At 61.1% G+C, this 20,550-nt stretch carries 20 protein-coding genes and 1 pseudogene; 10 read left to right on the forward strand and 11 right to left on the reverse strand.

Annotated elements, in window-relative coordinates:
• Nucleotides 1-57: 57 nt before the first annotated feature.
• Nucleotides 58-861: an Lrp/AsnC family transcriptional regulator gene (locus JTF07_RS03160; RefSeq protein WP_353843897.1), complete on the reverse strand. Its 804-nt coding sequence runs from the start codon at nucleotides 859-861 to the stop codon at nucleotides 58-60.
• 6 nt (nucleotides 862-867) lie between these two features.
• Nucleotides 868-1,005 (reverse strand): annotated as a pseudogene (locus tag JTF07_RS20770) (Lrp/AsnC family transcriptional regulator); the annotation flags it as partial.
• A gap of 142 nt (nucleotides 1,006-1,147) precedes the next feature.
• Here JTF07_RS20770 and JTF07_RS03165 point away from each other — a divergent pair.
• From JTF07_RS03165 to JTF07_RS03200, 8 genes are read left to right on the forward strand one after another with little or no spacing between them, the layout of a single operon-like run.
• Entirely contained in the window at nucleotides 1,148-2,092 is a 945-nt protein-coding gene (locus tag JTF07_RS03165) for an ABC transporter permease (RefSeq protein WP_204232859.1), read from the forward strand.
• 12 nt (nucleotides 2,093-2,104) lie between these two features.
• Nucleotides 2,105-2,992 (forward strand): ABC transporter permease, encoded by an 888-nt coding sequence (locus JTF07_RS03170; protein ID WP_204232860.1) that lies wholly within the window; start codon nucleotides 2,105-2,107, stop codon nucleotides 2,990-2,992.
• An 8-nt stretch (nucleotides 2,993-3,000) separates the two neighbouring features.
• Nucleotides 3,001-4,008 (forward strand): ABC transporter ATP-binding protein, encoded by a 1,008-nt coding sequence (locus JTF07_RS03175; RefSeq protein ID WP_204232861.1) that lies wholly within the window; start codon nucleotides 3,001-3,003, stop codon nucleotides 4,006-4,008.
• Nucleotides 4,005-4,823: an ATP-binding cassette domain-containing protein gene (locus JTF07_RS03180; protein ID WP_204232862.1), complete on the forward strand. Its 819-nt coding sequence runs from the start codon at nucleotides 4,005-4,007 to the stop codon at nucleotides 4,821-4,823. The genes JTF07_RS03175 and JTF07_RS03180 overlap by 4 nt, the downstream gene beginning before the upstream one ends.
• 3 nt (nucleotides 4,824-4,826) lie before the next feature.
• Entirely contained in the window at nucleotides 4,827-5,942 is a 1,116-nt protein-coding gene (gene menC, locus JTF07_RS03185; protein ID WP_204232863.1) for an o-succinylbenzoate synthase, read from the forward strand.
• Nucleotides 5,939-7,426 (forward strand): amidase, encoded by a 1,488-nt coding sequence (locus tag JTF07_RS03190; protein ID WP_204232864.1) that lies wholly within the window; start codon nucleotides 5,939-5,941, stop codon nucleotides 7,424-7,426. The genes menC and JTF07_RS03190 overlap by 4 nt, the downstream gene beginning before the upstream one ends.
• A 28-nt stretch (nucleotides 7,427-7,454) precedes the next feature.
• Entirely contained in the window at nucleotides 7,455-8,996 is a 1,542-nt protein-coding gene (locus JTF07_RS03195) for an amidohydrolase family protein (protein ID WP_204232865.1), read from the forward strand.
• Nucleotides 8,993-10,546 (forward strand): ABC transporter substrate-binding protein, encoded by a 1,554-nt coding sequence (locus JTF07_RS03200; RefSeq protein WP_204232866.1) that lies wholly within the window; start codon nucleotides 8,993-8,995, stop codon nucleotides 10,544-10,546. Before JTF07_RS03195 ends, JTF07_RS03200 begins: the two co-directional genes overlap by 4 nt.
• Before the next feature lie 123 nt (nucleotides 10,547-10,669).
• On the opposite strand, the gene JTF07_RS03205 is transcribed toward JTF07_RS03200, so the two are convergent.
• Nucleotides 10,670-11,212 (reverse strand): dihydrofolate reductase family protein, encoded by a 543-nt coding sequence (locus JTF07_RS03205; protein ID WP_204233564.1) that lies wholly within the window; start codon nucleotides 11,210-11,212, stop codon nucleotides 10,670-10,672.
• Nucleotides 11,213-11,317: 105 nt separating this feature from the next.
• Between JTF07_RS03205 and JTF07_RS03210 the strand changes: the two genes are divergently transcribed.
• Nucleotides 11,318-11,962, forward strand: a complete 645-nt coding sequence (locus JTF07_RS03210) for a TetR/AcrR family transcriptional regulator (RefSeq protein WP_204232867.1) — start codon at nucleotides 11,318-11,320, stop codon at nucleotides 11,960-11,962.
• An 8-nt stretch (nucleotides 11,963-11,970) separates the two neighbouring features.
• On the opposite strand, the gene JTF07_RS03215 is transcribed toward JTF07_RS03210, so the two are convergent.
• The 8 genes from JTF07_RS03215 to JTF07_RS03250 form a co-directional block, all read right to left on the reverse strand.
• Complete coding sequence (locus JTF07_RS03215; protein WP_353843857.1) at nucleotides 11,971-12,627, reverse strand: CbiQ family ECF transporter T component; 657 nt, start codon at nucleotides 12,625-12,627, stop codon at nucleotides 11,971-11,973.
• Nucleotides 12,624-13,394: an energy-coupling factor ABC transporter ATP-binding protein gene (locus JTF07_RS03220; RefSeq protein WP_204232868.1), complete on the reverse strand. Its 771-nt coding sequence runs from the start codon at nucleotides 13,392-13,394 to the stop codon at nucleotides 12,624-12,626. Before JTF07_RS03220 ends, JTF07_RS03215 begins: the two co-directional genes overlap by 4 nt.
• A complete protein-coding gene (locus JTF07_RS03225; RefSeq protein WP_204232869.1) occupies nucleotides 13,391-14,134 on the reverse strand; it encodes a biotin transporter BioY in 744 nt (247 codons plus the stop codon). Before JTF07_RS03225 ends, JTF07_RS03220 begins: the two co-directional genes overlap by 4 nt.
• Nucleotides 14,135-14,227: 93 nt before the next feature.
• A complete protein-coding gene (gene guaA, locus JTF07_RS03230) occupies nucleotides 14,228-15,808 on the reverse strand; it encodes a glutamine-hydrolyzing GMP synthase (protein WP_204232870.1) in 1,581 nt (526 codons plus the stop codon).
• A gap of 44 nt (nucleotides 15,809-15,852) precedes the next feature.
• Nucleotides 15,853-16,290: a DUF3817 domain-containing protein gene (locus JTF07_RS03235; protein WP_198396843.1), complete on the reverse strand. Its 438-nt coding sequence runs from the start codon at nucleotides 16,288-16,290 to the stop codon at nucleotides 15,853-15,855.
• Between the two features lie 2 nt (nucleotides 16,291-16,292).
• The gene (locus JTF07_RS03240; protein WP_252199234.1) at nucleotides 16,293-17,381 is read right to left on the reverse strand and encodes an SURF1 family protein; all 1,089 of its coding nucleotides are present in this window, start codon (nucleotides 17,379-17,381) and stop codon (nucleotides 16,293-16,295) included.
• On the reverse strand, nucleotides 17,341-18,474 hold the full coding sequence (locus tag JTF07_RS03245; RefSeq protein WP_204232871.1) for a GuaB3 family IMP dehydrogenase-related protein: 1,134 nt from the start codon (nucleotides 18,472-18,474) through the stop codon (nucleotides 17,341-17,343). The genes JTF07_RS03240 and JTF07_RS03245 overlap by 41 nt, the downstream gene beginning before the upstream one ends.
• An 83-nt stretch (nucleotides 18,475-18,557) precedes the next feature.
• A complete protein-coding gene (locus JTF07_RS03250) occupies nucleotides 18,558-19,460 on the reverse strand; it encodes a LysR family transcriptional regulator (RefSeq protein ID WP_204232872.1) in 903 nt (300 codons plus the stop codon).
• Nucleotides 19,461-19,686: 226 nt separating this feature from the next.
• Here JTF07_RS03250 and JTF07_RS03255 point away from each other — a divergent pair, with 226 nt between their 5' ends.
• A complete protein-coding gene (locus JTF07_RS03255; protein WP_204232873.1) occupies nucleotides 19,687-20,439 on the forward strand; it encodes a LysE family translocator in 753 nt (250 codons plus the stop codon).
• The last annotated feature ends 111 nt before the right edge of the window (nucleotides 20,440-20,550 follow it).

The following is a 20,550-nucleotide window of genomic DNA, read 5'->3' on the forward strand; positions in this document are numbered from 1 at the left end:
CATCTGACCTGTTTCGGAGGGCATCCGCAATGCACACACCAGCGGCCGAGTAGAGATCTAGGTGCTTCTGGTGTTGTTGCGTTTAGTCGTCGCGACCACGACCGACATACTGCTGGAATCGACGTACTTTGTCCATTCTCGCGACCTCAAGAACGCGTCTACGAAATGACGGTCAACGACGTCGAACTTAAGGACAAAGGTCCAGTTTCCGGCAATTCGAACGGCATATTTGATCGTGTCGTCACCAACCAGCGCCTGAGTTGCGTGCTCGATATCTGAGTCCCGGACACGCAACCACATGACGATCTCTGTCCGGAGCCCGAGGTGGCAGGGAGCAATCGCTGCACGAATCTGCAACTTCCCCTCGCGGCGGAGTCGATCCAACCTACGCTTGACAGTTGCAACCGACGTCCCGACCTGACGGGCGAGCTCGTCATAACTCTTCCTTCCATCCTCCTTCAATGCTTTGAGTATCGTGGCATCCTCGTCATCGAGATCGATCTCGAAGCCCAACTTGAGCTCTGGAGCCTGCGGACAGGATTCGATGAGACCCTCGCGCTGTGCCGAGGTGAGCACACCCGGCCGCCAGATCCGAGCCGTCCTCAGGTAACAGAGGACGGGAAAAGCTTGCCACTGTGAAGCTCCGGGTATCGCTGGTATCTCGTCGAGGAGAAACTCTTCCTGCTCATTGACGGACACCGCCACCGCACCGATCACGTCACTGGTTCCGGTTGTCAGATGAACCCACATCGTCGAGTCGAGCTTGCCCAGTGCCATCGAGGTCATTCTCGCCTGTCCCGGGCCGCTGTTGATTGCAAGGACGAAACCATGGGCAGGCACATTGAACGCAACAATCTTCACGATGCCTTCGCTGATCAGAGCATTCCCTCGCCGGGCAACAGTCCTCTCATTCTCACCGATCGCCTCGGCGATCCTCTGCCAAGATGCACGGCCATCGATGTGGAGCGCCTCGAGAATCTTCTGATTCGTGTGATTTTCAGCCACTGCCCTCCCTCCTCATGCATAAAACAGTCATCAATGTGTCCGATATCACCATTGTGCGCGAATACATTGACCTCCATATTCACTGACTGAATACTGGACGCAGCCTCCACGGATGTGATGTGAGTCAACGACAGGAGTTCATATGGTTGGTTTCCTCATGCGCAGAGCCGCAGCCTTGATCCCCGTCCTCATCGTGGTTGCGATAGTTACTTTCCTCCTCATCCATCTCATGCCCGGTGATGCCGCCGCAGTGATGCTGGGGCCGGAGGCCACCCCTGCCCAAGTCGAAACACTTAGACAAAGCCTTGGCCTCAATGAGCCTCTCTACGCGCAGTTCTTCACGTGGGTTGTCAGCGCGCTGCAAGGCGATCTCGGCCAGTCGTTCTTCATCGGGCTCCCAGTAGCCACCGTCATCCAAGCCGCGTTGGCGCCGACAATCAACCTTGCGATCTTCGCTGAGATCATTGCCATCCTGGTCGGTGTGCCCGCAGGCATCGTCGCCGCCCGCAAACAGGGAACTGGAACAGACCAGACGGTGATGGTCGGAGCACTCCTCGGAATCTCGGTGCCCAGCTTCCTGCTCGGTCTCTTCCTCATGCTTATCTTTGGTGTTCTGCTCGGGTGGCTACCGGTCGCCGGGTACTCACCGCTCGAAGACGGAATTTTCGAAACGTTGAAGTACCTGCTCCTTCCCGCTATCGCCCTCGGCAGCATGCAGGCGGCACTGATCGCCCGAATGACACGCACCAGCATGCTCGAAACCCTGTCCAAGCCCTACCTGAAGACCGCGAAAGCCAAAGGGCTCTCGGGCAATCGCATCATCTACAAACATGCCCTGCGCAATGCGGCTATGCCCATCCTCACCACAATCGGGCAAACTCTCGGCACACTCGTCGCTGGGGCTGCCGTCGTGGAGACCGTGTTCAATGTTCCTGGTATCGGACAGCTGATCGTCAACTCAATCGAACGACGGGACATCGTCGTCATTCAAGGGGTCATCCTCCTCATCGCTGTGTCCTATGTCCTCATCAACTTCCTTGTCGACGTTCTCTACAGCGTCCTCGACCCGCGCGTGCGCTATTCCTGAGGAGGACCAATTATGACAGACACTATGACAGTCGGGTCTCTCAACCGCCTCAACAAAACCTACTCACGACGCTCGATGTTCCTCCGACGCTTCGGCGCACATAAGTTGGCGATGACCGGCGGCATCGTCCTGGCCATAGTCGTTGCCGTTGCCATCCTCGGCCCCGTGTTTGCTGGCGATCCTCTTACACTCAACCCGTCGCAACGGCTCGCGCCGCCAAGCCTCGACCACCCCTTCGGCACGGACAACTACGGGAGAGACACCTTCGCAAGAGCCGTCGCCGGCGCCAGGGTCTCTCTCCTCGTCGGTGCGGTAACAGCCTTAATCACCTCGGTCCTTGGGGCGATCGTCGGGCTGTTCGCTGCGTACAATCGAATCGCCGACACCATCCTCATGCGTATCTCTGATGGCCTGATGGCATTCCCTGCCATATTGCTGGCCATCGCCATCATGGCCGCAATGGGCCAGCAGACATCAAATGTGATCATAGCGCTGAGCATTGTCTTCACTCCTTATGTCGCTAGGATCGTGCGTTCGGCGGCCCTCGTCGCCAAAGAACAGACCTATGTCGAAGCCTTGCGCTCGCAGGGGGCATCCCTGTTCCGGATTCTGTGGATCAACATATTTCCCAATGTCCTCTCGCCACTCATCGTTCAGGCTACGTTCGTGTTCGCCGATTCGATCATCACCGAGGCAGCGCTGAGCTTCCTCGGCGCTGGAGTCCCGCCACCGGCTCCGAGTTGGGGAAATATGCTCCTCGACGGAAAGACTCTGATTTACAGCGCATGGTGGATGACGGTGTTCCCCGGAGCGTTCATCATGTCGACGATCCTCGCCGTCAACCTCCTCGGTGATGGGCTCAGAGACCTCCTCGACCCGACCTTCAACCGCAGGAAGTGAGCACCACGATGACCAAGCTGCTGGACGTAATCGATTTGCGCACGAGCTTCGACACTGAGCATGGCACAGTAACAGCCGTTGACGGAGTCTCCTTCAGTGTTGCCCAGGGCGAAGTCGTCGGCATCGTCGGTGAGTCCGGGTGTGGAAAGAGTGTGACTGCCGAGTCGATCCTCCAACTCCTCGACCCCTCGTCAACGCGCTATTCGGGACAGATGAACTTCGACGGTGAGGATCTGCTTACTTTCGGCGAAGAAGCGATGCGTCGAATTCGTGGGAACCGGATCGCGATGATCTTCCAGGACCCGATGAGCGCGCTCAACCCGGTATTCACGATTGGCGACCAGCTCACCGAGGCAGTCCTCGCCCATAGGAAAATCGGCAAGCGCAGCGCACGGTCAGCGGCCGTCGACCTCCTCGACAAGACTGGAATCCCCGAGCCGGAAAGACGGATGAGACAATATCCACACCAGCTCTCCGGGGGGCAACGTCAACGTGTGATGATCGCGATGGCTCTGTCCTGCGATCCGGAACTGCTCATCGCCGATGAGCCGACGACGGCTCTCGATGTCACCACACAGGCGCAGATCCTCCGACTGCTCATCGAACTCAAAGACGAGTTCAACGCCGGCATTCTCTTCATCACTCATGACCTCGGCGTCGTAGCCGAGATCTGCGACCGTGTTGTCGTCATGTATTTGGGCGAGGTCGTCGAATCCACGGATGTTCACACCCTGTTCGACAACCCGGCACATCCCTACACTCGAGGGCTGATGGCTTCGACCCCAGATGTCGGTTCCGATCCCAGCGCGGACCTTCCAATCATTCCAGGATCCGTCCCGACATTGCACAATGTGCCTAGCGGGTGCCGTTTCGCCGATCGATGTCCTTTCGCACTACCGGAATGTCGTGAGAGAACTGTCGAACTCGAAGTTCTCTCACCCGACCACACGTCACGGTGTATCCGCAGCCAGGAGCTCATCGGAAATTCTCCAGTGAAGGACGGAATGGCCAGATGACACTCGAACAGACTGTGTTGGAAGCGCGAAATCTGACTAAGACCTTCGTCACTCGATCGCCCATGGGACGCACTGTGGCCGAGACGAAAGCAGTGGATCAGGTGAGTCTGTCTCTGACAGCAGGAAGAACCTACGCGCTCGTCGGGGAGTCGGGGTCGGGCAAGTCAACGACCGGTCGCCTGCTTCAAGGGCTCATCACACCAACGGCAGGCGAAGTGATTGTCAGTGCCGCAGATGGGTCAAAGTTGACGCAGAACACCAAGCGTTCAAATCGGGATGTGCAGATGATCTTCCAGGACCCCTACTCCTCTCTCAACCCGCGCCGTCGCATCCGCAGCATTCTCGAAGAGTCTCTGCGCATCATCGGCGAAAAGGATCCGACAACGCTGCGTTCCAAGGTCGACGAAGCCCTTTCAGCAGTGGGCTTTTCGGATGAGCACGCCCAGCGCTACCCTCACGAGTTCTCCGGAGGGCAACGGCAGAGGATCGGCATCGCCCGTGCACTTGTCGCCTCGCCTCGGATCATCATCTGCGATGAACCCGTGTCGGCACTCGACGTCTCGATCCAAGCACAAATCCTCAACCTGCTTCGCAGCCTGCAGGCTGATCTTGGACTCGCTTACCTCTTCATCACCCACGACATGTCCGTCGTCCGTTACCTCGCTCACCGAGTCGGCGTCATGCATCAGGGAAAGATCGTCGAAGAGGCAGACACCGCAGAATTGTTCGCCAACCCACAGCACGACTACACGAAGCGCCTTCTCGCCTCCGTACCGATCCACCACCCGTCCCAGAGAACCACTGCAAAGGGCTGAACATTGAACATCGAAAAGATCACCGTCCGCCGCGCCGAGCTCGACCTCATCACGCCCTTCACGACCAGCTTTTCCACTCAGTCCAATCGTGACTTCCTCATCGTCGAGGCCACCTCCGGTGCCAAGACAGGGTTCGGCGAATGCGGTGCATTCGCGTACCCCTACTACTCAGAGGAATACACCTCCGGCTGCGAACTCGTGCTCATCGAGCAACTCATCCCTCTCCTCATTGGTGCCGAAATCACTCATCCGCGCGAAATCCGTGACATTCTGGCGCCAATCAAGCGCAACAACATGGCCAAGGCTGCCGTGGAAGGAGCGATCTGGGACCTCTGGGCAAAGACGCAGGGCATCTCCCTGGCGAAAGCCATCGGAGGGACGAAGAGATCTGTCGAAGTCGGACTCAGCGTCGGAATCAAGGAGTCAGAGAACCAACTCGTCGATTTCGTGTCCGAAGCTGTCGACGAGGGCTTCGCCAGAATCAAGGTCAAAATCAAGCCCGGGGCCGATCTGTCCTTCCTGCGCGCTGTGAGAGCCGAACATCCCGATGTCCCCCTCATGGCCGACGCAAACAACGCCTACACACTGGCCGACACCGACCACCTCCGACATCTCGATGAACTCAATCTCACGATGATCGAACAGCCACTTGCTCACGACGACATCGTCGACCACCGTCATCTTCAGCAGGCACTTCGCACACCCATCTGCCTCGACGAGAGCATCCATTCCCTCGCCGACACACGGAAGGCCATCGAACTGGGCAGCTGCCGAATCATCAACATCAAGATCGGACGCGTCGGAGGAATCAACGAAGCAAAGGACATCGAGGCGCTGTGCCGAGACGAAGGTCTTGACGTGTGGTGCGGAGGAATGCTCGAATCCGGCATCGGCCGGGCCCACAACCTTGCAATCGCCTCACTCCCCGGTTTCACTCTGCCAGGAGATACCGCACCATCTGCTCGCTACTGGAAGAGAGATGTCATCATCCCAGAAGTCACAATGAACCGTGGCAGCGTCGACGTCCCGCAAGGACTCGGCATAGGTTTCGATATCGATGTGGCAGAACTCGAGGCCATCACCACGTCCGAGCACTCGGTCGAGGTCGACGGTCGATGAGCGCGCACACGACACCAGACATCAACCTTGACGACTCAACAGCTCTCGGCCTCGTCGCTGGTGTCCATCGCGGTGAGTTCACAGCCGTCCGGGTGGTCACTTCACATCTTGAACGTATCGACGCTGCGAATCCGAGTGTCAATGCTCTACTCGATGTTCATCCTGAGGCAGCCCTAGCCGAGGCACAGCGAATCGATGAGCTGTCCCTCAACGAACGGCAGAGTCTGCCTCTGGCAGGTCTGCCTGTAGCGGTGAAGGATCTCATTCCCGCCGCTGGGTTTCGCCATACCCAGGGCAGCTCGATTTTCGCGAATCGAGTTGCGACACGAGACCATATCCTCGTCGAGCGCATGAAGCGTGCCGGTGCGGTGGTCGTGGCGAAGTCGAACACCCCGGAATTCGGACTGGGCTCGCATACATTCAATGAGGTCACAGGGCTCACTCGCAACCCGTATTCCCTCGATCATTCAGCCGGAGGAAGTTCTGGCGGAGCGGCGGCGGCCCTCGCTTCCCGCATGCTTCCCATCGCAGACGGCAGCGACACGGGCGGCTCACTGCGCAACCCGGCTTCCTTCTGCAATGTCGTCGGACTGCGCCCTTCCCTGGGAACCATCCCCAACTCCCCCAACGGCTTAGCGTACGGGACGCTCTCGGTCAAAGGCCCTATGGCTCGAACGGTAAGAGACACCGCTCGACTATTGGCGAACATGGTCGGGTTCAGCCCTGCCGACCCATTCTCCTACACCGTCGACACTGCTGCCTTGGAGGAAGTGGCAACGTCACCCTTAGGCTCCTCGCTTGGGGAACCAATGATCACCGCCGCGTATTCGCTGGACTTCTCAGGAATGTTTCCCGTCGCCGATTCGGTCAGGTCCGTCGTGGAGGCAGCGGTGGCCGAACTCTCCGGCGCGGATTTCGAAATCAAGCGTGCACATCCGCTTCTGCCTGAAGCCAAAGAAGCCTTCCGCACCTTGCGCGGTCTGCAGATGTTAGCAAGCCTGGGACCCATCGCGGATGACCACAGCGGTCGAATGAAAGATGACGCCCTGTGGAACATAGAAGCTGGACGTCGTGTCACCGGCCAAGAAGCGTCCGCCGCACTGACAGCGCAGTCTCAATCGTGGTCGGCAATGGCTGACTTCCTGCAGACAGTGGACGTTCTCATCACCCCGACGGTTCAAGTTCCTCCCTTTGACGCTCGAATGCGCTATCCCCGGCAGATCGACGGGACTCAGATGTCGGACTACCTCGACTGGATGACGCTTCCCAGCATCATCACAACGACAAACCATCCGGCGATCTCGGTTCCAGTGGGTTTCACCAACATGGGACTGCCTGTGGGGATTCAGCTCGTCGGACGATTCCGCGATGAAGCCAGGCTGCTCGAGATCGCCAAGCGGGTCGAAGACCGCATCGGTTCATGGAATTCTGTCCCGGACATCAATCGAACACGGCCTCTTGACCAGTTTCCAGACATCCGCTGAGCGAGGGGCTCGGGAAGGAACTCATCTCATGACATCACAGTGCCAGACACTCATCACGGGCGGCCGAGTGGTCGACCCACGTCATCACATCGACGAGGTGCTCACAATCGGCATCACCGATGGGCGCATCGTCCACGTCGACAGCGAGCCGATCACGGCTGCCCACACCATCGACGCTACGGGATTCGTTGTCGCTCCGGGATTCGTCGATATGCACAGTCACGCCCAGAACGAGATCGGACATCTCCTCCAGGCTTACGACGGCGTCACCACGAGTCTCGAACTCGAATGCGGTGCTGCGCCACTGAATCACACGCTCAACGCAGCCGCAGATGAAGGGAGAGCTCTGAACTACGGGTACTCCGCATCTTGGCTGCTTGCGCGCATGATCGTCATGGAAGGAATGGACTCCGATCAGGTAGCTCGCCTTCCCGCACTCCCGCTGGAGATGTTCAGCGCACTGCAAGGCAGTGGCAACTGGTCGAAGCCAGCGTCTGAGGAGGAGCGGCGCGACATCATTGAACTGGTGTCCCAACAACTCGATGATGGCGCCATCGGGATCGGGGTCCTGCTCGGCTACGCACCCGCCATCGATTCCGCAGAGCTCCATGCCTTAGCTCGACTCGCAGCGGAACGCAACACGACGCTGTTCGTCCATGCACGCTACGGTGCCGAGATCGAGGGCCATACTGCTCATGAATCCGTGGCCGAACTCGTCGAACTCAGTGAGTCGACGGGAGTTCGCATTCATATCTGCCATTTTGCCAGTTCGAATGCCGGTGATGGCGAGGAATCAGCTCGAGTGCTCTCTGATGCGATCGAGCGAGGACTGCCGATGACCACCGAATCATACCCATTCGAATTCGCGTCCACGGTGATCGGCGCCGATTTCCTCTCCCCAGAGACCCTCCAAAGCAATGGAACTCCGGCATCAACCATCACATACCTCCCGGGGTCGGAACAGATGTCGTCCTACGACAGGCTCGCCGAGCTGCGGGCGCAGGATCCGGGTGGACTGTGCCTCATCCGGTACTACGGTCCCGACCTGTCTGTCGGAGTCGACGAGCTGCTGTCCACGCTCTCCTTCCCAGGAGCAGCCATTGCCTCAGATGCGATGCCTCTGACCCGGCTCACAGGAGGCGATGAGGGCAACCCCTTCCCAACTGTGCTGCCTGTGCCTACCGGGTATGCCGTCCACCCGAGAAGCGGCTCCTGCTTCATCCGTGCCATTGCATGGCTGCATCGCGACACCGGGCTCATGGACCTCAGTGACGTCATCAGCCGCTCAAGTGACATTCCGGCCAGGATACTGGCGCGGAGTGCACCCGCGTTCGAAGCCAAGGGGCACCTCGGTGTGGGTGCCGATGCAGATATCGTCATTGTCGACATCGATGCGGCCGAACCTCGTACCGATCCCACCCCTGTGATGACTGCTGACGGGGTCGTTCATCTTCTCGTCAATGGCGAAATGCTCATTGAGAACCGTCAGATCTCCAGGGCCGCGGTGACAAAAGGGGGTCGGGCGCTTCTGGCGTCCGCTTCAGGGACAGAACAGGAAGGCACACAATGAGACGACTGGTGCTGGGAGCGGTCCTGGCTGTGCTTCTTTCTCTGAGCGCCTGCACCGGCGGGGGGCTCGGCGACGCGCAGCGTGGCGAGGGCAGCAGCTTCATCGTAGCGTGGAACGCTCAACCTCCGACGCTTGATCCTCTGATGACCACGTCCACAGCGACGCGCGACATCTCTCGCAACTTCTTCGAACCGCTCATCACCATTGATGCCGACAACCAGGTCAAACCTGTGCTGGCTGAATCGTTCTCGCTCTCCGACGACGGAACCCTTGTCAGCTTCGCTCTCCGCAAGAACGTGAAGTTCCACGACGGATCGACAATGGAGGCCGACGATGTCGTCGCCTCACTCAAGGCGTGGATTGCGAAGGCCTCAGTCGGTCAGCTCTTCTTCTCAGACGCGAAGGTTTCATCATCATCGTCAGACAAGGTGGAGATCAAACTGCCCGACCCACTTTTTGTCGCGCTTCAGCTCCTTGCAGACCAGGGGCAACTCCCAGCGATCCAGCCTAAGGAAATTCTCGAGGCCGCCGGGGACGATCCTGTCGAAGAATTCATCGGTACCGGACCTTACACAATGGAGAAGTGGAACACCGATCAGTACGTTCAGATGTCCCGATTCGACGACTACGTTTCGCCGAAGGGCAAAACGAACGGTACCGGAGGTGCGAGGAAGGCTGCCTTCGATTCGATGTTCTTCTACTTCGTCAATGATCCATCCACTCGAATGTCGGGCCTCCAGACCGGCGAGTACGATGCCGCGAACGCCTTGCCTCCGGACAATCTGGACATGCTCGACAGCGACGAGAACATCAATCTCACTACAGGCGACAACGGATTCAATGCGGCGATCTTTAACAAGAAGACTGGAGTGATGTCCGATCCGAAAATGCGTAGAGCAGTCCTGGCCGCGACGAACATTGACGATATCCAGAAGGCTGCGTTCTCGTCGGAAAAGCTCTATGACACGAACGGCGCGCTGATGCCCAAAACTTCCGACTGGTACTCGACGAAAGGCCTCAACGCTTACAACCATCCGAATCCGAAGCAGGTCGCAGAACTCCTTGACAAGGCCGACTATAACGGTGAGGAGGTTCGCATCCTCACTTCCAGGGAATACGAAGAACACTACAACAATGCCGTCGTTATGGATCAGCAACTCAACGATGTTGGAATCAAGTCTCGGCTCATCGTCACCGACTGGGCCACCGTGCTCCAGAATCGAACCGATGACACGAGCTATGAGATTTTCATCACTGGGTTCTCACCGACTTCTACCCCGCTAACCCAGGTGTTCTTCGACCCTGTGTGGCCCGGGTGGACGGAGAGCCCGGAAATCGAAGCTGCTTTCGACACGATCATTCACGCTCCAAGCGGCGAACAGGCCGTCTCCGCAAAGGATGATCTGCAGAAGGCGTTCTACGATTACCTGCCCGTACTCAAATTCGGGGCGCGGTCGACGACGACCGGCATCAGGTCAGGCTTCGTCGGCCACGAGTTCACCGCTGCGTCCGGCGACATCTTCTACAACGTTCGTCCCGAAGCGCAGTAGATATCACGGCGCAATCAGCAGTGGGATTCGGTTGGGAATCCATCCGCTTCCTGCATGCGTGGCTACATGGCACCAGGAGGTTGGCCGGGCCTCTGGCTCATGTCTCAGACAGTCAAGCCTTGATCAGCCCAGGACGCGATAGCGCTGATGGGTCTCGCTCGCAAAGGCTGATGTCTCGATGCGCTCCAGTTCGATTTGTTGGCCCAGACCGGCAAACAAAGAGATGCCTTCACCGATCAGGACCGGCGCGACGTCGAGGTGGATCTCGTCGACAAACCCGAGCCGGAGGCATTGTCGGGAAATGCTGCCTCCAAGCAGACTGACCCACTTTTCGCCCGCGGCTCGCTTTGCCATCTCGATCGCTTGGCCGATGTCGTCGACCACGAAGGTGAACATGGTGCCGTCCCGCTCGATCGGTTCCCGAGCGGTGTGAGTCATCAGATACACAGGCACTTTCAGCATGCCGCCGTACGGAATCTCGTCGTCTTCGATAGTCTGCGTCTTGTTCGCTCCCCCGACGACAGCGCCGATCCGCCCGATGACCTTCTCGACCACGGCATCGTCTTCAGGGGCTGAGGGCCGACCGAACATCCAGTCAATCCCACCGTCTGCCTTCGCAAGAAATCCGTCGACCGTCACTGTTGCATGAACTATTACACGTGTCATCAACTGCCCCTCAGTCTTAATGGTGAGCTATATGACTCACCATTGCGAAAGTTACCCAAAAAAAGACGGTGAGTCAACCGACTTACCTCATGGAATACTTAGAGCATGCGACGCAAGCTCTCCGCCTATCACCGCGAAGTCGCCGAAGCGAACCGGTCCGCCATCCTCGACGCTGCCGTAGATTTGTTCCTCGACCTCGGATACGACCGCACGTCACTGGCACGAGTCGCCGAAATGGCGGGCGTCTCAAAGGCAACCCTATTCAAGCAATTCCCGACCAAGGCTGAACTCTTCGAAGCGACAGTCCTTACGGCAGGCAATGCGCCAGCCACAACAACACTCAACCTCCCCGCCGACGACTTTCAGGCCGGCCTATCGGTGCTGGGTCGCGCGTACGCCACGCTGCTCACCCAGCCTCACATGGTCGCACTCATGCGGACTGTGATCGCCGAGTCACCAAGGTTTCCGGAACTGCGCGAGCGGACCTTTGACTTCGGCACTCTGCCTGTTCTTACGCAGCTCGACCATTATCTGCGAGCTGCGCACACCGCGGGAACCGCAGCTATAGAGGACCCAGAAATCGCATCCGCGCAACTGTTGGGCATGATCGCTTCGGCGATCTTCTGGCCGCGCCTCGTCCACGATACGTGGTCGATCACCGAAGACGAACAGCTACGAGCCGTCGATGAGGCCGCGCGCACAATCGCCGCGCGCTATGCCGTGTCAGGGGCGAAACCTCGAGCCCGCTAGGCCTGGGCTCAGTCCACGATTCCGCGAGCATCGAGTGCCCGGCCCGTGTCCTGGGCGTACTTCACCGAGCGGAGGATCGCGGGGATCACTCTGGCCTTGATGCTCGAGTCGAGGCCGCGGGCTCGGGCAGCACGGTCCGCTTCCCCCAACAGTCCGGAGATATGGGAGATGGCGCGGACCATGAGGCTTGCAGTCAGAGCGATCGTGTCAGGACTGGCGCCGAGGAATCGCAGCGGTGAGACGATCACAGTGAAGGTGTCGAGCAGCTGCGCCACGGTTGTGGTCAATGTCAGCAGCAGCGCGGCCTGCACACAGGCGAAGACGGTGCCGCCGACCGTGAGGCCGGCGCGCAGCGATCCGAAGAAGTACTGCATGGCCACAACGATGATGATCAGCACTGCCGCATAGATCCAGGTCTTGAGGAAGTGATGCGGTCTCAGCCTGGCAGTGAAGCCGAGGATCACGAGGACTGCAAACATCGACCAGTTGATGACCGGGTCGCGGAAGATCAGTGCGACGACTCCGATCAGGGCGATGACAGCAAGCTTCACCCCTGGAGCTGTTCTGTGCAGCCAACCGGGAGTGTGCGCCACCTTCCCGAACAGCTGAGGTCGTGGCCGAATACCGGCACGGGACCGGCTGCCCGCCCGGAACCGGCTGCTCACGAGGAGTCACTCATGATCAGCTCACGGTACATTCGGGTCGCTTCGGCAGGGTTCGAGTCATGGACGATGCGGCCGGAATCCACGACCAGGGCACGGTCGGCCAGCCCGGCGAAATCGAGATCGTGGGTCGAGAAGATCACGCGCACGCCTCGGCGGACGACAAGGTCTGCCAGGAGTGTCCGCAGCTTCTCCTTGTTGCGCAGGTCCAGCAGCGTGGTCGGCTCGTCGAGGACCAGGATCTGCGGGTCCACAGCCAGAACGGCTGCCAGAGCCACGAGCTGCCGCTGTCCGCCGGAGAGCTCGTAGACACTGCGTTCAGCCAGGTCAGCGATGCCCAGTTCCTCGAGCACGGCCAGGGCAGCAGCGCGGCGCTCCGCCTTCGGGAAGCGCTTGCGCAGGGAGAGTTCGATGTCTTCGAGGGGAGTCGGCATGACCAGCTGCGCGGCAGGGTCAGTGAAGACGAAGCCCACCCGCGAGCGGACCTGCTTGGCCTCCTCGACCGGGTCGAGTCCGTCGATGAGAACTCGACCGGAATTGGCTGTGACCAGCCCGTTGAACAGCTGCAGCAGCGTGGACTTCCCGGACCCATTGGCACCGATGATCGCGACCATCGGTTCGTCCAGAGTGAGGTTGACGTCGGTCAGTATCGGGCGGTAGACATCGCCGGTCGGGCTGTCGTCGAGAACTCCGACCGAGACTTCGGAGAATGAGATCTGCTCCGTCGCCGGTCCTGCGGAACCGGGATCTTGTCTGCGTCCGAAGATCACTGTGCCGCGGTGCCTTCGGCTGCACCCTCAACGCCGGTTCCTTTGGATCCGACACCCGCGGAGCCGACACCCGCGGAGCCGGCACCCGCAGTCCGCGCGTTCGGCACCAACGTCGGGCCGCCTCGGCGCCGGAGGACATCGGGGAATGCCCGGTGGATAAGGATCGCGACGGACACGGCGAGGACGTTTTTGATGCTGTCGCCGGGCCAATACGCAAGGTCGGCGACGGCGGCCACGCCCAGGGGCAGGTCGGCGTTGATCGACATCCCGAGGATTCCGAGTGGATGATTGAGCAGCAGGCTCGAGCCGAGCGCCCCGAGGAACAACGCGACCCACAGTTTCTTTCCGCGGAAGCGACGAATGGCCCAGCGGGCGACGAATCCTGTGGCCAGGGCGTAGAGCGTGAACGAGGTGATGTACCCGGCGCTGGGACCGGCGAGCACGCCGATGCCGCCGCTCATGCCGGAGAAGATCGGCAGACCGAGCAGGCCGAGGACGACGTAGAGCAAGACGGCCGCTCCACCGCGCCACGGCCCCAGCACCAGGCCGCAGAGTGCGATGGCGAAGGTCTGCAGGGTGATCGGCACACCGGCCGGACCCACCGGCACCGGGGGCATGATTGCGAACGCCGCCAGCAGAGCGGCGAAGACCGCGATCAGCGCGATATCGCCGGCCCTGCCAGCTGAATTGCTCCGCGATCCCCTCGCCGAGGCGGTGCTGGCGGTGTGCGCTTGTGACATGAGTTCTCCGATGGTGAGGTGGCACCCGAGACTTATTCGGGCACCATCCACCTTAACTGAACACTGTTCAGTAGTTGTAGTCGGGGAACAGAATCATTCCCATTCGATGGTGCCCGGAGGCTTGGAGGTGACGTCGAGGACGACCCTGTTGATGTCGTCGACCTCGTTCGTAATGCGATTGGAGATGACGGAGAGGACGTCGTAGGGAACACGCGTCCAGTCCGCGGTCATCGCGTCTTCGCTGGAGACCGGGCGCAGCACGACCGGGTGGCCATAGGTCCGTCCGTCGCCCTGGACTCCCACAGATCGGACGTCGGCGAGGAGGACGACAGGGCACTGCCAGATCTCTCCGTCGAGGCCGGCCTTGGTCAGTTCTTCGCGGGCGATGACATCGGCACGGCGCAGGATCGAGAGACGGTCCTCCGTGACCTCGCCGATGATGCGGATTCCCAGTCCGGGGCCGGGGAACGGCTGGCGGGAGACGATGGCATCCGGGACTCCGAGCTCACGACCGATGGCGCGGACCTCGTCCTTGAACAGGGCGCGCAGGGGTTCGATGAGTTCGAAGGTGATGTCATCGGGCAGCCCGCCCACATTGTGGTGGCTCTTGATGTTCGCAGTCCCGGATCCGCCACCGGATTCGACGACGTCAGGGTAGAGCGTGCCCTGGACCAGGAAGCCGATCTCTTCACCCTCGTCCTTGGCCTCGAGGACGAGGTCGGCTGCGGCCTGCTCGAAGGTGCGGATGAACTCGCGGCCGATGATCTTGCGCTTGGTTTCCGGATCGGTGACGCCGGCGAGTTCGGAGAGGAACTGCTCACGCGCGTCGATGGTGACCAGACGGACGCCGATCGAGTTCACGTAGTCGTTCTCAACCTGTTCTCGTTCGTTCTCACGCAGGAGACCGTGGTCGACGAAGACGCAGGTGAGCTGATCACCGATGGCCTCGTGAACCAGAGCCGCGGCCACGGAGGAGTCGACTCCGCCTGAGAGGGCGCAGATGACCTTCTTCGAACCGGCGCGTTGCCGGATCAGTTCGATCTGCTCGTCGATGACCGAAGCATTGGTCCAGTCGGCGGTGAGTCCGGCGACATCGAACAGGAAGTTCTCGAGGATCTGCTGTCCGTACTCGGAGTGGAGGACCTCGGGGTGCCACTGCACACCGGCGAACTTGCGTGCCGCGCACTCGAAGGCGGCGACCGGGGTGTCCGGGGTCGAAGCGAGCACATCGAAATCAGCAGGCGCCTCGGCGACGGAATCTCCGTGAGACATCCAGACCTTGTAGCTGTTCGGTGTCTGGGCCAGCAGCGAACCGGTGCTGGAGACCGTCACCGGGGTCGAACCGTATTCGCGCTTATCCGTCTTAGCGACTCGTCCGCCGAGGGTGGTCGACATGAGCTGGAAGCCGTAGCAGATGCCCATGGTGGGCACGCCGAGCTCGAAGACAGCGGTGTCGAATCCGGGGGCGCCTTCGTCGTTGACGCTCGACGGTCCCCCCGAGAGCACGATGGCGATCGGATTCTTGGCCGCGAACTCCGCGGCCGGTGCGTCATGGGCGATGATCTCGGAATACAGTCCGGCCTCGCGGATCCGTCGGGCGATGAGCTGCGCGTACTGCGCACCGAAATCGACCACGAGGACAGGAGGCACCTGTGTGCTCTGGGTTTGCGTCATGACCCAATTCTAAACACCGGGCACCCAGTGCCCAACTACTGGCCTCAGCTCTTGGGAGCGACCACCACGGCCGCTGCCAGCTCGGCTTCGACCTGACGGTTGATTCTGCGTTCGAGGATGAACGACATCACCGGGACCACACCGGCCAGGGCCAAGACGATGTAACGGCCCAGCGTCCAACGCATCTGCTGGTTGAGCCAGAAGCAGCCGATGAGGTAGACGACGTAGCACCAGCCGTGGCAGATCGCGATCGCGGCGGCCAGGTTGAAGCCGCCGAAGTTCAGTGCCGTCGAGGGATCAGCGGCGATGAGGTACTTGTAGATCATCTCGACGGTGAGGATGAGGAGCATCGTTCCCGTGATGATGGCCATCACCCGATAGAATTTCAGGGCGTTGCGCGCCGAGGTGAAGCGCTTGACACTCCACACGTCGCCGTCATCGAAGTCGGGGCGGGAATCCAGGGACTCGGGTTCTTCGCTCACGCTCAGTTTCCTCCGGTCGGGGTGGTGTTGGTCGAATTGGCGTTGGTGTGGTTCGAGTCGTCGTCGGTCGCGCCGTCGCTGCCGCCTGCTGCAGGTCTGCCACCTGCTGCGGGCCTGCCGCGGCCGCGGCGAGGCTTCTTCGCACCATGCTTGTGGGCGGGAAGCCCGGTCAGTCCCGACATCACCTCGGGATCGATCGAAGCCTGGCCTGCGGACTTGACGACAACATACTCGACTTGGTTTGTCGGATCCTGAGAATCGGGGTCGCTGCCGAGCCGGCGGCGCACGAAGTCATCGCGCAGAAGCTGCCACCACATATACAGGGCCATGACGGCGAAGGTGAGCCATTCGATCGCGTAGCCAGCTGACTGCAGATCGAATCCGCCCTCTTCCCGCGTGGTCGTCGGCGGCACGAAGGACAATCCGTCGGTCGCGATGGAAGCGGCGTCCCCGGTGGCCTCTTCGGGGATGAGGAAGCCCGAATAGGTCAGAAGGTCGGGGAACAGGTTGATCAGCTGTGACGTCGAGACGCTGCGCACCTGCCCCTCGGGCAGCGAGTTGCCGGGCATCGGACCCTCAACGGGGCCAATCTGTGCTGTCATCTCGACTGGGCCCGATGCCGCACGGGACTCCATGGCGGTGTCCTCATCGGTGGTGAAGCCGCGCAGAACCGGAATCGCAATGGTCTTGTCAGAGGCATCGGCGCCGGCCGAATCGCCGAGGCGGGCATCATCGGGTGCGAACATCGTCACAACCCAGAAGCCCTTGTCCCCGTCGAGGACGCGCCCGGGGACGACGACCTGATCGTCCGGGAGCCAGTGTCCGGACAGGCTCACCCGCTGATCGGCCAGGATGCCCGGCATCGGGGCCTGGGCCTCCATGACGTCATTGAACGGCACGATCTCCTCGACATTCGCCGAATCGACGGCATCGTTCTTGTGCTGAGCCCGGTCGACCTGCCATGCGGAGAGTCCGACGAAGCAGGAGACCAGGATGAGCACGAACAGCAGGGACCCCAACCATTTGGGGGTCAGCGCCAGGCGGAACAGATCAGACCACCGATCCAGGCTGATAGGGCGAGACGGTGACATCCACGCGCTGGAATTCCTTCAGATCGACATAGCCCGTGGTCGCGAGAGCGCGGCGCAGTGCGCCGGCGAGGTTGAGTTCGCCGATGGCGGTGCGTCCGGGTCCGAACAGAACCTGTTCGAGGCTGCCCACGGTTCCCAACTCCACGCGGTGCCCGCGGGGAAGTTCAGGGTGATGCGCCTCGGCGCCCCAATGCATTCCGCGGCCCGGGGCCTCGGTCGACCGTGCCAGCGCAGTGCCGAGCATGACGGCGTCCGCCCCCACGCCGAAGGCCTTGACGATCTCACCGCTGGTGCCCAGTCCGCCATCGGCGATGACGTGGACGTAGCGACCGCCGGATTCATCCATGTAGTCGCGCCGGGCTGCGTGGATATCGGCGATCGCGGTGGCCATCGGCGCGTGAAGCCCGAGGGTCTTGCGTGTCGTCGCCGCCGCTCCTCCGCCGAAGCCGACGAGGACACCGGCGGCACCGGTGCGCATGAGATGCAGTGCCGCCGTGTAGGTGGCTGCGCCGCCGACGATGACCGGCACGTCGAGTTCGTAGATGAACTGCTTGAGGTTGAGCGGCTCGGACTGCGAGGACACGTGCTCGGCAGAGACCGTGGTGCCGCGGATGACGAAGATGTCGACACCGGCATCGATGACGGTCTTGTAGAACTGCTGAGTCCGCTGCGGCGTCAGGGCACCGGCGACGGTGACTCCTGCTTCGCGGATCTGTTCGAGTCGAGAGGTGATGAGTTCTGCCTGGATGGGTGCGGAGTAGAGCTCCTGCATCCGCGCGGTCGCCATCTCTGCCGGCAGCTGGGCGATTTCGGCCAGCAGCGGAGCGGGATCCTCATAGCGGGTCCACAGACCTTCGAGGTCGAGAACGCCTAGGCCACCGTGCCGACCAAGAGCGATCACGGTCTCCGGGGACATGGCGGAGTCCATGGGTGCCCCGATGAATGGGAGGTCGAACTTATAGGCGTCGATCTGCCAGTCCAGCGATACGTCCTCGGGATCTCTGGTACGCCGAGCAGGGATGACGGCGATATCGTCGAGTGAATAGCCGCGACGACCGCGCTTGCCTTTGCCGATTTCGATTTCAGAACTCACCCGAACAGCCTATCCCACCGCCCTGACGCCGAAGACTCAGCTCACTATGAGGAACGGTGCGTCTCCCTGGGCAGTACGCTCTCTCAGCGGGCCAGGTAGTCGGCCACTACCGCCTCGGTGGCGGTGACGAAGGATCGCACGTGCGGCAGGTGCGCTTCGCGTTCACGCACATGCATGACGACGCGGCGCACGGGCGTGGGATCGGTGAGGCCGACTGCTCTCAGACCAGGTCGCAGCTGGGCAGACGACAGGCGCGGGAGGACGGTGATGGCCAGGTTCGAAGCGACGAGGGCCAGCGCAGCGAACTCGTCCTCCGAAGCGGCGAACGTCCGGGGTTCGAATCCCGCCGCGGCGCACGCAAGGTCGACAACCTTGCTCGTCGGACCGGCCCACAGGTCGTAGTCGACCCACCGTTGGTCTTCGAGGTCTTTGAACGGGACGGATTCGAGCTTCGCGAACCGGTGCCTGTCCGAGACCACGACCCGGTAGTCGTCGTCGAAGAGAACCGTGCGCGTCATTCCGGGCAGGTGGACCTCGTCATCCTGTGGAACTTCGCTGCGGATCTCGATCGTGCAGTGGCTGCGGCGGACCTTGGCCGGTTCATTGAGTTGGATGTCGAAGCGCATATCCGGATGCTCGAGTGCGACCGGTTCGATGATCCCCGGCAGCAGCCCGGCGTTGAAGGAGGTGAATGCCGCGATGCGCATACGGGGCCGATTCACGGTGCGAAAGCTCTCAACCACGGTGTCGAGCCTGTTCAGACCGGTAAAGACGTCCGCGGATTCCTCGGCCAGTCGCTTGCCCAGATCCGTGATCTCGATGCCGCGCCCAGACTTGCGATAGAGCGGGACGCCGACGGCCTTCTGCAGGGTGGTGATGTGCTGGCTGACCGTGGCCGATGTGTAGTTGAGGCTCCTCGCGGCGTCGACGACGGAGCCTGTGGCGACGACGGCCCGCCAGATGCGCAGTCGATTGAGATCCCACATGAACCCAGACTAGCCGACTATCGTTCGGTCATGCCGAATGGTCGTTAGCAAATGATTGCTTTTCCCAATCTGTTTTCTCGGGGTGACCTGCGGCAGACTTGGGCAAGAGCCCTTCGCGCCCGGGTCACAACGATTCATGCGCAGCATCTCGGGCCGTCATCGTGCAGCGTCGCATCTGCCACTCCGACCAGGCCACCTGCCTGGTCGCTGTCATTGAAGGAGCACCATGACCGGAGCCGAGCTCATCACCATCGCCGGAGCTGCGACCGTCCTTGCCGTCACCCCCGGCCCCGAGACGATCCTCACCGTCCGCCTCTCAGCCCTGCGCCGCAAGGCCGGGCTGATCTATTCGCTCGGCTCCGCGACCGGCATGACGGTCTGGATGATCGCGGCGCTGACCGGAATCTCCGCGCTGCTCACAACCTTCCCCGCCGCTCTGCTGGTCCTCAAAGTCGTGGGCGGGCTCTATCTGTGCCTCCTCGGCGTGCTGGCTGCCCGGCAGGCTCTTCGGATCCGCACCGAACTGCGTGGAACACCCCCACGCGGTCAGGTCAGCGAGATCGTGGCGGCCACCGATGACCTCGGCGAGCTTGAGACCGCCGAGGTCGGCGCCCAAGTCGGTGCCGGCCCCCACACTGACGCGATCACCGAACCCGGTGCGAAGAAGTCGTGGGGACAGCTGCGGTCGGTCATCTCGTATCGTCGGGGCCTGTTCTCTTCATTGAGCAACCCGAAGGCGGGACTGTTCTTCCTCGCCGTCATGCCGACCCTGGTGCCGTCCTCCGCCGCCGGCGTCGACTACCTGCTGCTCATCTCGGTCGTGATCGGGTTGATGCTGGCCTACCAGATTCTTCTCGCCTTCATCGCCGGCATGGCAGCGGCCGCCCTCCAGAGGAGGAGCACCGACTTCTACATCGAAGCGGTCTCCGCCGCTGTCCTCGTAGTCATGGGCATCGCCGTCATCGCCATCCCGGTGTAGCGCCGAGCGACGCCGAGGCGGGCGCAACGAAGGCGAACGTATTGCAGGCGAAACTGAAGCCGAAGAAGGTGCGGGCCGGGAATAGTCCCCGGCCCGCACCTTCTTCATGTC

Origin of the sequence: Brevibacterium sp. RIT 803 (assembly GCF_016892625.1) — a bacterium.
Classification (GTDB): Bacteria; Actinomycetota; Actinomycetes; order Actinomycetales; family Brevibacteriaceae; genus Brevibacterium.